This window comes from Microbacterium sp. 2MCAF23 (assembly GCF_052115565.1).
Lineage (GTDB): Bacteria > Actinomycetota > Actinomycetes > Actinomycetales > Microbacteriaceae > Microbacterium.
Map to the genome: position 1 here is coordinate 276,353 of NZ_JBFRGY010000004.1, position 14,152 is coordinate 290,504.

Sequence of the window (14,152 nt, forward strand, 5' to 3'; positions counted from 1 at the left end):
ATCGATGACGACACCGTTGCAGGAGATCCTCGACAGGCACGTCGCGAGCGGAACCGCGCCCGGGATCGTGGTCGCCGACGGGGACGCCGCAGGCCGGCTGGACATCCTCTCCTCGGGCGATCTCCCGCTCGACGCCATCGTGCGCATCCAGTCGATGACGAAGCCCGTGCTGGCGGTCGCGACGCTCCAGCTGGTGCAGGAGGGCCGGCTCGAGCTCGACGCCCCCGTGCAACGGTGGATCCCGGAGCTCGCCGATCGCCGTGTTCTGCGCACTCCGCAGTCAGCGCTCGACGAGGTCGTGCCCGCCGAATCGCCCATCACCGTCCGGCACCTGCTCACCAACACCTCCGGATACGGCATGACGACCGCTCCCGGACCGCTACGGGACGCGATGGTGCAGGGTCGCACCCACGCGAGCCAGGACCCGGTCGCGCTCGGCGCCCAGAACTGGCTGAACGCCCTCGCCGAGCTCCCGTTGATGTTCCAGCCCGGAACGGGATGGCGGTACCACCACTCCTTCGGGATTCTGGGCATCCTCCTCGGCCGCATCGTGGAGCGCCCCGTGCAGGATCACCTCGCCGACGAGATCTTCGATCCGCTCGGCATGGTCGACACCGGATACTCCGTTCCGCCGCAGCAGGCGCACCGCCTTCCCGCCGCCCACCGTCACGACGGTTCGGGCGGGCTGCTCGAGATCGAGCCCGCCGGTTCGGGCTTCTACGTCGCGCCGGCACCGTTCGATCTGAGTCACGCCGAGCTCGTCTCGACCGCGTCGGACTATGCGTCGTTCGCCCGGATGCTGGCTTCCGGCGGCCGCGCCGGTGACCGGACGATCGTGCACCCGAACCTGCTCGACGAGATGCGGACCGATCGCGTTCCGGCGCGGCTCAAGACGCCGGACAGCTTCTTCCCCGGCTTCTGGGACGGGGTGGGCTGGGGCTACGGCGTCGCCGTGCAGACGGACGGGCCGCACCGAGGCCGCTACGGGTGGTCCGGAGGTCTGGGCACCGACTTCTACATCGATCCCGACGGATCGTTCCGGGTGATCCTGGCCCAGATCGAGATGGGTGCGGAGACGATGGCGCTCTTCGCGGATCTCGCCTGAGCGGCGTTGCGCCGGAGATCGAGGCGGCGCGTCACCCGTGGCCTGGCCACGACCAAGGGGCGACGAACGCCCTCGATCAGGCGCGCCGGTACTGCCCGACCATGGGGCAGTCGAACGGGTCACGAGCGGCGAGCCCCACCCGGTTGAGGTAGTCGATGACGATCGCGTAGGAGCGTCCCAGCGACGTCTCGGTGTAGGGGATGTCGTGGGTGACGCAGAACTCGCGGACGATCTCGCTGGCCCGGGCCAGGTGCTTCCGGGACATGCTCGGGAACAGGTGGTGCTCGACCTGGTAATTCAGCCCACCCATGAGCCAGGTGGCCCACCAGCCGCCGCGGATGTTGCGCGAGGTGTAGACCTGCTTCGAGAAGAAGTCGAGACGCGCGTCAGGGGCGATCACGGCCATGCCCTTGTGGTTCGGCGCGAAGGACGCCCCCATGTACACGCCGAAGACGGCGAGCATGACGCCGACGAACGCGGCGGCTTTGCCGAGCGGCAGCAGCAGGAAGAGGGGCGTCAGCACGAGCGCGAAGCGAGCGGCGATCAGCCCGAGTTCCACCCAGCGGCCCTTCACCGGCTCGCGGCCCATGAGGTGCTTGATGCCGAGGTAGTGCAGGTTGAGCCCCTCGAGCGTCAGTAGGGGGAAGAACAGCCAGCCCTGCTTGCGCGTGATCATCCGGATCAGGCCCCGTGCCTGTGCGGCATCCTCCTCGAGGAACGAGATCGTGTCGACCTCGATGTCGGGATCCTTCCCGACGCGGTTCGGGTTCGCGTGATGACGGCTGTGCTTGGAGTCCCACCAGGAATAACTGATGCCCACGACGCCGGCGGCCAGGACACGCGCGAGCCGATCGTTCGCCGGTCCGGTGGTGAGGATCTGCCTGTGCGCGGCCTCATGTGCGAGGAAAGCGACCTGGGTGAAGAGGATCCCGAAGACGGCGGCCATGAGCAACTGGAACCAGCTGTCCCCCAAGAGCACGGACCCCGCGATCGCCGCACCGAACGCGCACGCGAGCGCGGCGGCCACGAGCACGTAGAACCTCGGCGTACGCTGCATCAGCCCGGTCTCCCGCACCACCCGTGACACCTCGACGAACGCACGCGCGACGTGCGGGAAATCCTCCTGGCGGGCGTAGGTCTGGCGGACGGGCCCCAGACGCGAGGGGATCTCTGTGCGTACAGACGTCATCGATGAGCGCTTTCCCTGGGTCCGGCCGAGGGCCGGAGCTGGAGCCAAAGGCGGGCGCCGATCGCTGGTCCCACGCTACGCGCAGGCATATGCGGGGACGGGCATGCGACGCCTGTGCATCCGCCTCGAATGCGTTCACGCAAGACTCCCGGACAGCGGCGGGGCGGCGGTCAGGCGACGGACGTCACGCGGCCGTCGCGGTCCGCAGCGTCCAGCGACTCCTCGGCGGCGCGCCGCCCCTCGGCGATGAGCCGGGGGACATCCTTCGTCACCCACTGCGCCATGCGCTCCATCTCCGGCTGGATGAGCAGGACGGTAGGGTCGGCGACGAGATCCGCCGTCGCGGTGACGGTGCGCATCATGCGGACGTTCTCCCACTTGGCGTGCAGCCGGACGACGATCGTGCGCTCCGCGCCGAGTGCGCGAGTCACGGCGTCGGGGACGTTGTCGACCATCCCCCCGTCGGCGAGCAGAGCGCCGTCCCGGCGGACCGGCGGCAGCACCCCCGGGACGGCGACCGTGGCACGGAGGGCGGTGCTGAGCGGACCGTGGTCGAGGATCACGCCGCGTCGTGTGCGCAGATCCGTCGCGTAGGCGCCGAATCGGCGGGGCAGGTCCTCGATCAGAGGGTCGCGACCGAGGATGCGGTGGATCGCGTCGGTCACGGCATGGGTGTCGAGCAGGCCCCAGCGAGGCCGCAGCGACCAGCGGGCGATCGCACCCCAGCGAAAGCCGCGGACCGCGCGCTCGATCGCGTCGGCGTCGAATCCGGCCGCGTACGCTGCGCCGAGGAGGGCGCCGGCGCTCGTCCCCGCGACGATCCCGGGGCGGATGCCGCGCTCTGCGAGCACCTGCAGCACCCCGGCCTGGGCGGCCCCGTACGCTCCGCCGCCGCTCAGCGTCAGCCCGAGGGTCGGGTCGTCGGTCACGGTTCTCCCCTCGTCGGCCGTCAGGAGACGGTATCAGCGGCCGCCTGCGCAACGGCTGACCCTCAGCGAGATGACAACAGGCCCGGACCCGCGAGGAAAGCGGATCCAGTCCTCTTCGGCCGAGACCGCGCCGCTTCGTCATCGAACGGGGTCTGCACATCGTCGCTGATCACGACATGCGTGCAGATGCGGTTTCCTCGCTCAGCACGTCGAGCCTCATGCGGGTGATCGCTCCGATCGCCTCGAGCGCGCGCTCGCGCTCCGAGGCCGTGTCGCCTGTCTGACGGAGGTGCATCTCCCGCACCACGTCATCGACGCCCCGCCCTCGAACGGCCACGATGAGAGGGAATCCGTGCGCGCGGCGATAGGCCGAGCTCAGCTCGCGCATGAGACCCGCCCTCGAGGCATCCGCCGTGAGGAGTCCGGCTCCTGCCTGCTCCTGCGACGACGCCGTCGTGAGGCCCGCGGCGTCGGCACCGAGGTCCGGATGCCGCGCGAGGAACGCGTCGATCTCTCTCTCCGGGAGCCGCCGGATCACGGACATCATGGCGCGATGCAGCTCGTCCAGGCTTCGATACGGGCGCCCCTCCGCGACCGCGGCCGCGACCCACGACGAATGCTCGAACACGCCGCCCAGGTGCTGCTCGATCTCACGCTCGTCCAGGGTGTCCAGCCACGCCAGCCAGCTGAGCGCGGGTTCTCGCGCGCTCCGCGTGCTCTCCCGGATCCGGTGGGCCTGCCTCAGCACCTGGCGCGCGACCGCCCTCCGGCGATCGATCGACGACTGCCGCGCACCTCCGGCACGCGTGAGCTGCACGAAACGCGCGAACTCGCCCGGGGTGAGGTCGGGCTGATGAGCGAGCCAATCGGCGTCGTAGAACGGCACGTCGAAGGTCGCCTGGGCGAGGTCCAGGAGGACGACGCCTCCGGGGCGACGGCCGAACCGCCGGAGCACCGAGAGCCAGTCGACCGTGCCTTCGCCCAGCGGCCGCAGGCGCCGGTCGGCGCCCGTCGGGACCCGGACCTGTTCGCCGTCGTCGAGGAACAGCGTCGTGGTGCGGCTGTCGACCCTGTCGTAGGCGTGGAGCGGGTCCTCCACACGGCAGACCACGTTCACGGGGCTGTACGCGATGCGCAGCGCCGGATGATCGACCTCGTCCAGGAACCGTGCGGCCTCGAAGGTCGTCATCTCCTCGTGCGTGCGCAGCACGAGAGGGCGATCCGCGCGGTCCAGGAGCCGGCGGGTAGGTCCGACGGCGCGGATGAGCGAATCCGACCAGGCGGGGCCCGTCGAGAATCGGTCCTCCATGAGTCCGAAGATGGTGTGGAACTGAGCGATCTCGAGGTCGTCGGCGGCGGCGAGGGTGTCGGCGGCGAACTCCGGTTGATACCGGTTCTCGTGCAGAGCGCCGATGTTGGCGTGCAGCGCCACTCCGTGCGCCCGCGCGGCCGCCGCGGCGTCGCGCAGCTCGTGCCGATCCAGCTCCGGGCTGGCCTGCCGGACCGAGCCCAGCAGGATGATCCGTCCGCCGAGCTCCGCGACCTCGGAGGCTCCGGCTGCGATGGCGTCCGGCCCGACGGCGGAGTCGAGGGCCGCGAGATCGCGTGCCGCGACCCCGACGGCCGCACCGGACGCCGCGATCGCCTCGGCGAGCGCCTGTCCCCCATCGGAGAGCACGGGATCCACCGCCCCGCTCACACGGGCACCGCGTCGTCGGCGCCGAGCTGGGCGAGCACGGTGCGGATCGTCGTGGCGGACCGGCGGATCCAGTCCCAGGCCTCCTCGACCGTGACCGGGTGACCGGCCATGGCCTCGAAGGAGGCCCGCTCCCCCGCGGAGACGCGATCGGCATACTGCTGGGCCAGGGAGAGGTAGGCCGCGAACTCGCCGACGAGGAGATCGGGGTGCCCCTCGATCCAGACGGGATCGTAGAGCGCTATCCCGGGCGCCGGCTCCGGGACGCCCTCAGGCCGCGCCCAGGGCCCTCCGCTCTCGATAGACAGGTTGAGCCCGGGGTTGGCCTCGACGAGCGGACCGAGCACGGCCCGCATGTCGATCACCCCCTCCCCGATCGGCCGCGGCTGATGGCGGATCCCGAGAGGATCGAAGAACAGCGCCACGTCCTTGAGGTGCGTCTGACGCACGTACGGCGCGACACGGCGCGCCGTCTCGGCCGGCGACTCCGCCCGCTGCAGCGGATTCCCCGTGTCGTAGACGATGCCCATCACGTCGTCGCCCACCGACTCGATGAGCCGCACCAGCTCGAACGAGGTGATCTCCTCATGGGTCTCGGCGTTCAGGTGCGTGCCGTGATCGCGCGCGATCGGCGCGAGGACGTGCACGAACTTGTCGATGGCGGCCAGCTGATCTCCCCAGGAGACGTCCGTGCGATAGCGGTCATAGGTGAAGCGGCCGCCGAACTGCTTGTAGCCGCCCGTCGAGACCCACAGCTCGTGAAGCCCGATGCCGCCCGCGGCCTCGATCATCCGGCGGAAGCCCAGCACGGTGTCGCCGTCGCCGATCTCACGGACCTCGGGGGTCTCGGCGAGGGCGTAGGTGTTGACCTTGCCCAGACCGGATTCCAGGTAGATCCCGCGTTCGTCGGCGAGAGCGCGGATGTCGCGCAGCTCGCCGGGATCAAGAGCGGAGCTCATGTCGAGCATCGTCCGGAAGAAGATCCCCTCCATGCCGCGGTCGGCCGCATCGGCGACCTGCTCGAGTGCGGTGAGCGGACGCGTCCAGGGCGCGTGCCGCGCGTCGATTCCGATGCGCATCAGTTCCTCCTCGTCGTCGGGATGCGGCCGAGGCCGGGCGCCCCGGCTGCCGTTTCCGTGGTGGGCGCCGTCCGGCCCGCAAGCGTGTCGATGATCTGCCGTGCGATGTCCGCGGCCTCGTTCGCCTCGAGCCAGGCCGTGGGCGCCGCGCGTCGGGCGGCCGCGGCGTCGAGCGCGGCCTTGACAGCATCGACCTCCGCGTCGTCGAGTTCCGTCCCCAGCGCTCTCGCGAGCAGTCGAGCCGACTCGCGCACGCTCATGCCGTCCCACACCCACCGCGCCTCCGCTCCTGTGACCGAGGGGTGGACGCTCCCGGACACCGGCGGGAACACGTCGGGACCGTCCCGCAGCGTGAGCATGGCGTCGATCGCCGTGCTCTTGAGGTGCGCGTAGCGCCCGGTCACCGGTTTGAGTCCGGGAAGAGGAACGCCCGACTCGCGGGACACCAGCTCCGACAGGGACTGCAGCCGGTCGACCCTGATCCCGGTATCGACGCCGTACAGCACCTCCAGGGCGAGCACGACCTCCTCCATCGCCGCGAAGCCGGCGCGATACGACATCGAGTTCACGGACACGTCGGGACCGGCACCCGCGCCGGCGGCGGCGATCGCGGCCGCCGTGCCCAAGCCGAAGTCGTCGTGCACGTGCATCGTGACGGGGACCGGTCGGGCGAGCCCGGCACGGAATCGGCGGACGAACACGCGCATCGCATCCGCGCTCAGGCTGCTCGTCGAGTCCATGAGGTCCACCCGCACCGCGCCGAGCGCGACAGCGTGGTCGACGACGCGGAGCATCCGGGCGAAATCGCGGCGCCCGACGTTCGCGAGCGTCACCGTGAGGTCGAGACCGCACTCCTGCGCGTATGCCACGACGTTTTCGAGATCGCGTGCCTGCGCGGACTCGACCGCGGGATCGGGCGCATCCACCAGGCCCGGCGCGATCACCCGCGCACCCATCTCGGCGAGGAGGTCGACGACGGAACGCGGATCCGGCCCCGGCGCGCCGTCGCCCCAGCCGAGGAGGGCATCGGCGAAGACGTTCACGGTGAATCCGAATCCTCCGCGCAGCACCTCGCGCACGAGATCCAGTTCCCGCGGCTGCGGATCGGGATCGCCCCACCAGTCGAGATTGAGGCTCTCGTCCTTCACCCCGGCGTCGTCGAGTGCGGCCGCAATGCGCAGGTAACCGTCGATGCTGCAGGATGCGCCCGCCGTGTACGCGGTCTTGCGGAGCGTGCTGTCGATCAGCCCGAGCGGGCTCGGGAAGTCGAGCTGCGACGTCACCTCATCCTCGAAGTTGAGGGGGCTGACCCAGTGGCTTCCGTCGATCCGTGCCGCGCGTTCGGGGTTGATCGGACCTCGGCCCGTCACGACGGCCGCCTCATGAGACCCGCTCCAATCCCCATCGCTCCAGGCGATCGGCAAGGAGGTAGACGATCACAGCCAGGATCGTGGCGACGATGCCGGCGCCCCATGCCCTGGCGTGCTCGGAGTATGCGGTCGCGGAGACGAAGAGATAGCCCAGCCCGCTCTGCCCGATGAGGAACTCGGCGAGCATCGCGGAGAGGATCGTGCTCGGCGCGGACAGACGCACCGCCGTGAGGAGGTTCGGCACGCTCGAAGGCAGCAGCAGCCGCGCAAGCAGCTGCGGCCGGGAGGCGCCCAGCGCGCGGAAGAGGTCCTGGGAGGTGTCGGTCGGCGACCTCAGGGCCGTGCTGATCAGGCTGAACGCCGGGAAGAACGTCACGATCACCGTGATCGCCACGACCGTCGGCTTGCCCGTGCCGAGCACGCCGATCATGACCGGGACGACAGCGACGACCGGAACGACCCGGAGCAGCACCGCCATCGGCATGAGCACCGCGGACAGCAGCGGCGAGGTCCAGACCAGGATCGCCAGGGCCATCCCGGTGATGGTGCCCAGCACGAGCCCGGCCAATGCCGTCGCGGCAGTGATCAGCGTGGGCGGAAGGTAGATGAGCGGGTTCTGCACAATGTCGAGCAGCACGGACAGCGGAGTGGGTGCGACGAGGTCCGTGTACCCGTTGACACGCACCCAGAGCCACCACCCGAGGAGAAAGAGGACGACGGGCCAGAGCGATTGTGCGGCGCGCGAAAGACCGCGCCCGAAGGTCTGCGAAGAGTTCATGGGAGGTCCTCAGGCGAATCGGCGGAAGGCGAGTCGACGAGCCCCGACGAGAAGCCCGTAGACGATGAGCGAGACGAGCGCGACGCACATGGCCGCGGCCCAGAGCTGCGGGATCGCGTAGTTCTGCATCGAGGTCACCAGGAGCACGCCGATGCCTCGAGGCGCACCGAACCACTCCCCGACCACGGCGCCCAGGATCGCGGCGGGCGCCGCGAGGGCGAGACCGTCGAAGAAGGCCGGCACGGCGGCCGGAAGACGGAGCATCCCGAGGATCGTGAGCCGCGACGCGCCCAGGGCCGAGAACACGTCGCCGAGCCCGCCCGTGGGGCGGGTGAGCGCCGAGGACATCGCCACGAACACGGCGAAACCCGCGCCGAGCGCCGCGATGATGGTCGGCGTCCCGTCGCTTCCGACGGTCGTCACGAGGATCGGTCCGAGCGCGATCAGCGGAACCGTGCTCAGCAGGATCGCCAGCTGGTTCATCCCGGGTCGCAGCCACGGCACGAGCATGCCGATCGCGGCGGAGGCCAGTCCGACCACGGTCCCGATGAGCAGGCCCGTCAGGGCTTCTCCGACGGACACCTGGACCGCGCGGAGCAGGATCGTCCGCCCCGGTTCCGTGGTCGCGTACTGCACGACGGTCGTCAGCGGGGGCCAGGTCGGGCCGGCGAGCTGGAAGCGTCCGATGAGTTCTGCGGCTCCGAGGAGGATGACGATCCCGAGCATCGCGGTGCCGATCCTGCGCCACATCAGGGATGTCCTTCCGGATGGTCGAGCATGCGCGTGAGGCGGTCGACGACGTCGTGGAACTCCGGGCTGGTGCTGAACTGCTCGCCGCGCGGACGTGCGTCGGAGATCTTCTCGATGTGCGCGATGCTGCCGGGGCGCCCGGTCATCACCACGACGCGATCCGCGAGGAGGACGGCCTCGGGCACGTCATGGGTGACCAGGACGGTGGTCGTCTTCTGGTCGGCCCAGATCGCGCCCAGCTCGAGGTTGAGCCGTCGCCGGGTGACGGCGTCGAGGGCGCCGAAGGGCTCGTCCAGAAGCAGCACCTCGGGTGACAGCGCCATCGCCCGGGCGATCGACACGCGCTGTCGCATGCCGCCGGAGAGCTGCTTGGGGCGTGACCGGGCGAAGCCCGAGAGGCCCATCATCGCCAGCAGCTCGTCGATGCGGCCCGGGGGCGGCGTCTGCCTCGCGATGCGGAACGGAAGCGCGATGTTGTCCCAGGCTGTCGCCCAGGGCAGCAGTGAGGAGTCCTGGAACGCCACGCCGAGGCGGTGGCTGTCCACGAGCCGGGAGGAGGGACCCCCGAGCACTCGGACCGTCCCGCTGGTCGTGTCCTGAAGCCCGGCGATGGTGCGCAGCACAGTCGATTTCCCGCAGCCGGAGGGGCCGAGGAGTGCGACGAACTCGCCCTCCTCGACACGGAGATCCAGCTCGGACACAGCGAGCAGGGACTCCTTGCGTCTGCCGCGTCGGAACTCGACGGTGACCTTCTCCAGCTCGACGGCGGGAGCACCGGATGTGGTCCTCGCGTCGGTGGGACTCACAGGCGAGGGCCTTTCTTGAAGACCTCATCGAGCACCGTGGGGTCGAAGACCTTGGCGAAGTCCGGCAGCTGGGTGCCGACGAGCTCGAACCAGGGATACATCTTCTCCTTCACGATGGCCGCGTCCATCCGCATCATGCCCTTCGCCTTCGTGAGCGCGCTCTCGGTGAGAGGGATCATGAGCTCGTTCGAGCGCAGCTGCTGCTGCTCGTCGAGACCGAGGTCCACGCCGTACTTCTCCATCACGAGCTTGACCGCGGCCTTGGGATCGTCGGCATTGTCCTGCCATCCGCGCGCCGAGGCCCGCATGAAACCGACGACGGCTTCGCGGTTCGCCGTGGCGAAGCTGCGCTTGCAGGTGACCAGATTCGCGTAGGCCGAGCAGCCGAGGTCTCCGTAGGTCGCGACCTCGTAGCCGCTCCCCTTCTTCAGCTTGTGCTGGGTCTCGAGAGTGACCGCCTGGCTCGTGACATACCCGTTGTACGCGTCACCCTGGCCCGCCAGCAGGGGCCCGATGTCGAATCCCGCGGGCACGAAGGTGTAGTCCGGCGTGAGCCCGTTCACCTTGTAGAGCCCTTCGAGCAGCTGCTGCGTGCCCTGCTGGCTGAGGATCTTCAGGCCGGGCAGATCCTTCGGACCCTTGACGGGCCTTTTCGCGAGCGAGATCAGTCCGGTCGGATCCTCCTGGTTGTGCGCGCCGAGGATCACGAAATCGTTGCCCTGCGCGATGGCCTCGAGCGACTGGCGCATGCTGGCGTCGATGCCGAAGTCGGCCGCGCCCGAGGCGACCCGCACCGGAGGCAGCGGCGTGTTGTTGCCACCGGGGAGCAGTTCCACGTCGAGACCCTCGTCGGCGTAGTAGCCCCGGGCGATCGCGAGGTAGTAGCCGGCGAAACCGACATCGGTGACCCAGCCGAGTGCGACTTTGACCTTCTTCAGGTCCTTGCCGCTCGTGCTGCTCGGGCCGCTCCCGCTGGACGCGTCGGGAGCGCAGGCGCTGAGCAGAGCCGCGCCGCCGATCGCCGCGCCGCCGAGCACGGCGGTGCGGAGCATCGCCCGCCGGGTGCGGGGGCGGTTCCAGAACGAGGCTTCGCCGCTGCGGGAGGGGGTGGAGGGGGTGTGATCGTCCATGATGCGTGCCCTTCGGGTCGGATGTCGGGTGAGGTGGGACTTCAGCGGGGATCGCTGCCGAGCCTGCGCAGCGATCGGTCGGAGCGGGTGAGGAAACGAGGGCCGTCCGCGGTGACCTCGACCATGTCGCCGAGGCAGACGTGGCCGATGCCGGGGACGGAGTAGTTCGGATGCAGTTCGACGACCATGCCTTCCGTGAAGCAGAGCTCGGCGAGATCCTCGTCCGTCATCGGCCCCGAGACGGCGCGCATGCCGGGCTCGGAGTAGCTCAGGCCGAGGCCGTGCGCGAGCTGGAAGCGGAACGGATCGCGTCCGCGCGGGTAAGGGCAGGCGTCGTCCACAAGCGCGGTGATCGTCTCATGCACCGCCCTCAGCGGCGCTCCGAGACGGCACAGCGCTGCTGCCCGATCCTGGATATCCCGCAGGATCGCGGCGTGTTCGGAGAGCGCGGCACCGGGCTCGCCGACCTGCCCCATGCGCAGGCACTGGCCATAGACTCCGTCGACGCGCACCGTCGTGCCCAGCTGCACGCGGTCGCCGGGACGGACGACGGCCTGCAGCTCCCGGGTCTCGAAGTACGTCGTCTCCGGCGCCGGCCCGGTCGACAGCCAGCATCCGGCGGACTCGGCACCCGATTCGCGGCCGACCCGCTCCGCGAGCATCATCAGCTCTGCGCCGGTGAGCGTGCATGACGATGCCGCCGCCATGACGGCGTCGACCATCGCATCCGAGATCTCCGCGGCACGCCTGGCCGCGCTCGCGTTGTCGCCGATGGCGGTGAGCCGCAGACGGACGAGATCGCCGTCGATGGCGACCGGTGCCCCTGGGATCGCGCCGGCCAGGGCCTCCGACAGCGCGGTCGCGCTCTCTCCCCGTCCTGCGATGCCGTAACGTTCCCGCCCTGCCTCGCCGAGGAGGTCGGCGACCGTCCGAGCGAACTCGTCGTTGCCGTTGACCCGGATGACGACGGCCCCGTCCGGAACGGCCGCCTCGAATCCGCGCGGATCGTGAGGGCCGAACGCGAGGACGACCGGGCTCCCGGATGCCGGCAGCACGAGGGCGGCGGGCGAGAGCGGGGCCACCCATCCGGTGAGGAACCGGATGTTCCCCGGCGAGTCGGCCAACGGTCCCGCGGCGGCAGGCGCCCCAAGCACCAGCGCCGCGAGCAGCCCGCGGTCGGCGAGGCGTCCGCGCAGCGCATCGATCCTTGCCATCGACGTCGTCATCGATCCACATCCCCTTCTGTCGCGGCCGGACGATCCCGGTCCAGCTGGGCGAGCACCCCGCGCAGATGGTCTCGGCTCCGTCGGAGAGCCTGCAGAGCCGCGGGTTCGTCGAACCTGGCGGTGTCCCGGTCCTCGTGCACGCCGATCGGCGACGCCCCCCACCCGACGAACGCCGCGAACTCGGGCACGGTGAGGTCCCGGTGCGAGGCCACGAACTCCGGATCCTGGATCGGCATCACGATGACGGGTGCGGGTCCGGGGTAGTCGTCGACGCACTCCCGGGCCTCGATCGTGAGGTTGAGCGGAACCGGACCGGCGGAGAGCTCACGCAGGATCACTCCGAAATCGATCGTGCCCTCGCCGCAACTGGAGGCGAGGGCGAACTCGTACCCTTCGGCGTGCGGCGTGACGGTGCAGTCCTTGAGCTGAACCTGTCGCACATACGGTGCGACCCTCGCGGCCGTCCACGCGTAGTGCTCGAGCCGCTGGGCGAGGTTGGCGGTGTCGTACACGATGCCGAACACGTCGGCCCCCACGCTCTCCACGATGCCCACGAGCTCGAAACTGGTGATCTCCTCATGCGTCTCGAGGTTCACATGCACATCGAGATCCGCCGCGATCGGCCGCAGCCTCCGCAGGAAGCCGACCGTGGCGTCGAGCTGGTCCGCCCAGGAGACGTCGGTGCGGAAGCGGTCCCAGACGAAGCGTCCCGACGCGCGCAGCTGGTAGCCCGCCGTGGCCGCCCAGAGCTCGCGGCATCCGATCTCCGCGCTCGCCTCCATCATCCGGCGAAAGCCGAGCAGGGTGTCGCCGTCTCCGGCCGCGCGCAGTTCGGGGCTCTCCGGGATCGCGTAAGGGTTGACCTTCCCGAGCCCCGTCTCCAGGTAGAGATCGAGGTCATCGGCCAGCTGGCGGAGATCATGCAGCTCCGCAGGATCGAGAGAGGGTGAGAGATCCAGAACCGTCCGGAAGAAGACCCCGTCGAACCCCTCTTCCCTTGCTCGGCGCAGGGTGGTGCTGGGCGCATTGCGGAGGCCGCCGGGGAACTTCCGCGCATCGACCCCGATCGGGAGCCGCGCGACTTCCTGCAACCCTGTCGATGACATTCCGTCCGCCTCATTGGTAAAACCGGTAATACCAATTAGGTTAGAGAGAAGATGGCGAACTGTCCAGAGCGATTTCCCCTCGGCGCCGGCCCCCTCCGCGACCCCGCGCGCGCAGCGATAGGGTGGAGCTCTTCCGGCGACGAGATCCCTCGGGCCGCCCGCCTCCCGATCCGGCTGACAGAGGAGACCGATGGCCGATCGAGCACCGCACGCCCCCGCCTTCGGGTTTCCGCGACCGGCGAACGCGCGATGAGCAACGGCACCCGGCGCGCCGACGTCGCCGACCAACTGCTCAACGGCATCCGGTCCGGGGCGTACCCCGCGGGGCAGCGCCTCCCCTCCGAGCGCCGCCTTTCCGAGTCGTTCGGCGTCTCCCGGCCCGTCGTGCGCGAGGCCCTCGGAATGCTGAGCTCCCTCGGATTGGTCGACATCCAGATCGGCCGCGGCGCGTACGTGACGGACAAGGAGATCGCGCAGCAGTCGCGCGAGGCCGAGCGCTCGCTTATCGACGTCACCATCGCCCGGGAGACGATCGAGGCCGGCTCGATCGCCCTCGCGAACCGGCGGGAGGAACGTCCGGAGACGTCGTCCGCGATCCGAGAGGCGCTCGCCGAGCTCGAGCGCCGCGTCGCGGCCGGCATCGCCACGACGGAGACCGACCACGAATTCCACCGGGCGATCATCGCCGCGGCCGGATCGCCGTCCCTGGTGCGGGAGTGGGAGAACCTCACCGAGGACATCGCCGCCGTGGTCAGGGTGAGCCCGGCGGACGGCGCGATGAGCGCCGACATCCTGGATCGGCATCGCGCACTCGCCGGCGGGGCGCTGGGAGGAGATCGCGAGGCCGCGCTCCTCGCTTGTCACGCGCTTCATGAGGACTACCGCCAGTTCCTACGGGATCTGCTGGGATGACACGATCGGCGAACGCTGCTCGCCCCGGCCGCATCGCTCTGCGCAGCTTCGGCCGCCACGTCACGCACCGGGCGGG

At 70.0% G+C, this 14,152-nt stretch carries 13 protein-coding genes; 2 read left to right on the forward strand and 11 right to left on the reverse strand.

The features are described from left to right. Nucleotides 1-4: 4 nt before the first annotated feature. A complete protein-coding gene (locus tag AB4078_RS05970; RefSeq protein ID WP_441976346.1) occupies nucleotides 5-1,105 on the forward strand; it encodes a serine hydrolase domain-containing protein in 1,101 nt (366 codons plus the stop codon). 76 nt (nucleotides 1,106-1,181) lie between these two features. Here AB4078_RS05970 and AB4078_RS05975 read toward each other — a convergent pair whose 3' ends face one another. The 11 genes from AB4078_RS05975 to AB4078_RS06025 all read right to left on the reverse strand — a co-directional run bounded on the left by AB4078_RS05975 (nucleotide 1,182) and on the right by AB4078_RS06025 (nucleotide 13,164). Beyond that, nucleotides 1,182-2,294: a fatty acid desaturase family protein gene (locus AB4078_RS05975; protein WP_441976347.1), complete on the reverse strand. Its 1,113-nt coding sequence runs from the start codon at nucleotides 2,292-2,294 to the stop codon at nucleotides 1,182-1,184. A gap of 170 nt (nucleotides 2,295-2,464) precedes the next feature. Beyond that, complete coding sequence (locus AB4078_RS05980) at nucleotides 2,465-3,223, reverse strand: patatin-like phospholipase family protein (protein ID WP_441976348.1); 759 nt, start codon at nucleotides 3,221-3,223, stop codon at nucleotides 2,465-2,467. A 169-nt stretch (nucleotides 3,224-3,392) separates the two neighbouring features. Continuing rightward, entirely contained in the window at nucleotides 3,393-4,922 is a 1,530-nt protein-coding gene (uraD, locus tag AB4078_RS05985) for a 2-oxo-4-hydroxy-4-carboxy-5-ureidoimidazoline decarboxylase (RefSeq protein WP_441976349.1), read from the reverse strand. Beyond that, nucleotides 4,919-5,998, reverse strand: a complete 1,080-nt coding sequence (locus AB4078_RS05990; protein ID WP_441976350.1) for a sugar phosphate isomerase/epimerase family protein — start codon at nucleotides 5,996-5,998, stop codon at nucleotides 4,919-4,921. The genes uraD and AB4078_RS05990 overlap by 4 nt, the downstream gene beginning before the upstream one ends. Continuing rightward, complete coding sequence (locus tag AB4078_RS05995) at nucleotides 5,998-7,368, reverse strand: hypothetical protein (protein WP_441976351.1); 1,371 nt, start codon at nucleotides 7,366-7,368, stop codon at nucleotides 5,998-6,000. The genes AB4078_RS05990 and AB4078_RS05995 overlap by 1 nt, the downstream gene beginning before the upstream one ends. Nucleotides 7,369-7,378: 10 nt before the next feature. Further along, on the reverse strand, nucleotides 7,379-8,146 hold the full coding sequence (locus tag AB4078_RS06000; protein ID WP_441976352.1) for an ABC transporter permease: 768 nt from the start codon (nucleotides 8,144-8,146) through the stop codon (nucleotides 7,379-7,381). Between the two features lie 9 nt (nucleotides 8,147-8,155). Next, nucleotides 8,156-8,896: an ABC transporter permease gene (locus AB4078_RS06005; protein ID WP_441976353.1), complete on the reverse strand. Its 741-nt coding sequence runs from the start codon at nucleotides 8,894-8,896 to the stop codon at nucleotides 8,156-8,158. Next, nucleotides 8,896-9,702: an ABC transporter ATP-binding protein gene (locus AB4078_RS06010; RefSeq protein ID WP_441976354.1), complete on the reverse strand. Its 807-nt coding sequence runs from the start codon at nucleotides 9,700-9,702 to the stop codon at nucleotides 8,896-8,898. Before AB4078_RS06010 ends, AB4078_RS06005 begins: the two co-directional genes overlap by 1 nt. Then, a complete protein-coding gene (locus AB4078_RS06015; RefSeq protein WP_441976355.1) occupies nucleotides 9,699-10,832 on the reverse strand; it encodes an ABC transporter substrate-binding protein in 1,134 nt (377 codons plus the stop codon). Before AB4078_RS06015 ends, AB4078_RS06010 begins: the two co-directional genes overlap by 4 nt. Nucleotides 10,833-10,873: 41 nt before the next feature. Further along, a complete protein-coding gene (locus AB4078_RS06020) occupies nucleotides 10,874-12,046 on the reverse strand; it encodes a M24 family metallopeptidase (protein WP_441976356.1) in 1,173 nt (390 codons plus the stop codon). An 8-nt stretch (nucleotides 12,047-12,054) separates the two neighbouring features. Then, complete coding sequence (locus AB4078_RS06025) at nucleotides 12,055-13,164, reverse strand: sugar phosphate isomerase/epimerase family protein (RefSeq protein ID WP_441976357.1); 1,110 nt, start codon at nucleotides 13,162-13,164, stop codon at nucleotides 12,055-12,057. Between the two features lie 249 nt (nucleotides 13,165-13,413). Between AB4078_RS06025 and AB4078_RS06030 the strand changes: the two genes are divergently transcribed. Further along, nucleotides 13,414-14,076 carry a FadR/GntR family transcriptional regulator gene (locus AB4078_RS06030; RefSeq protein WP_441976358.1) on the forward strand — a complete coding sequence of 221 codons (663 nt, stop codon included), beginning with the start codon at nucleotides 13,414-13,416 and terminating at the stop codon, nucleotides 14,074-14,076. The last annotated feature ends 76 nt before the right edge of the window (nucleotides 14,077-14,152 follow it).

Excerpts from the sequence above, each read along its gene's own strand:
- AB4078_RS05970 (WP_441976346.1), top strand. The coding sequence starts at position 5 with ATGACGACACCGTTGCAGGAGATCCTCGACAGGCACGTCGCGAGCGGA.
- AB4078_RS05975 (WP_441976347.1), bottom strand. The coding sequence starts at position 2,294 with ATGACGTCTGTACGCACAGAGATCCCCTCGCGTCTGGGGCCCGTCCGC.
- AB4078_RS05990 (WP_441976350.1), bottom strand. The coding sequence starts at position 5,998 with ATGCGCATCGGAATCGACGCGCGGCACGCGCCCTGGACGCGTCCGCTC.
- AB4078_RS06000 (WP_441976352.1), bottom strand. The coding sequence starts at position 8,146 with ATGAACTCTTCGCAGACCTTCGGGCGCGGTCTTTCGCGCGCCGCACAA.
- AB4078_RS06005 (WP_441976353.1), bottom strand. The coding sequence starts at position 8,896 with ATGTGGCGCAGGATCGGCACCGCGATGCTCGGGATCGTCATCCTCCTC.
- AB4078_RS06015 (WP_441976355.1), bottom strand. The coding sequence starts at position 10,832 with ATGGACGATCACACCCCCTCCACCCCCTCCCGCAGCGGCGAAGCCTCG.
- AB4078_RS06020 (WP_441976356.1), bottom strand. The coding sequence starts at position 12,046 with ATGGCAAGGATCGATGCGCTGCGCGGACGCCTCGCCGACCGCGGGCTG.
- AB4078_RS06025 (WP_441976357.1), bottom strand. The coding sequence starts at position 13,164 with ATGTCATCGACAGGGTTGCAGGAAGTCGCGCGGCTCCCGATCGGGGTC.
- AB4078_RS06030 (WP_441976358.1), top strand. The coding sequence starts at position 13,414 with ATGAGCAACGGCACCCGGCGCGCCGACGTCGCCGACCAACTGCTCAAC.